This is a genomic window from Desertibacillus haloalkaliphilus, from assembly GCF_019039105.1.
Classification (GTDB): domain Bacteria; phylum Bacillota; class Bacilli; order Bacillales; family KJ1-10-99; genus Desertibacillus; species Desertibacillus haloalkaliphilus.
This window is the reverse complement of record NZ_JAHPIV010000565.1, coordinates 1-334: the sequence shown is the minus strand read 5'-3', so window position 1 is coordinate 334 and position 334 is coordinate 1. Positions and strand designations below refer to the sequence as shown.

Below are 334 nucleotides of genomic sequence, written 5' to 3'. Positions count from 1 at the left end.
GAATAATGCAGATAAATTAGCTCATCACATTCGAGAGTGCAAAGAAGCAGGCTATGAGGTGTTTCCTCCTTCTGTATGTAAGAGCCACGTATTGTTTACAATTGAAGGAGAAGGCATACGTTTTGGATTACTTCCAGTTGCTCATGTAGGATTTCAAGCGGCCAAATGGATCGTACAAGCTAGAGAAAAGGAACCGTTTAAAGACCTTCTTCATTTTGCTGTTCAAACCGATCAAAAGATTGTAAATAAAAAAGCAATCGAAAATTTAATCAAAGCTGGGGCAATGGATGATTTTCACCCTGAACGGGCAACATTATTATTTTCAGTGGAAGAC

1 protein-coding gene is annotated in these 334 nt (G+C 38.6%); it reads left to right on the top strand.

Annotated elements, in window-relative coordinates:
* Positions 1 to 334, top strand: a 334-nt coding sequence (locus tag KH400_RS23295; protein WP_498067645.1) for a helix-hairpin-helix domain-containing protein, incomplete at both ends; no start/stop codon positions are given.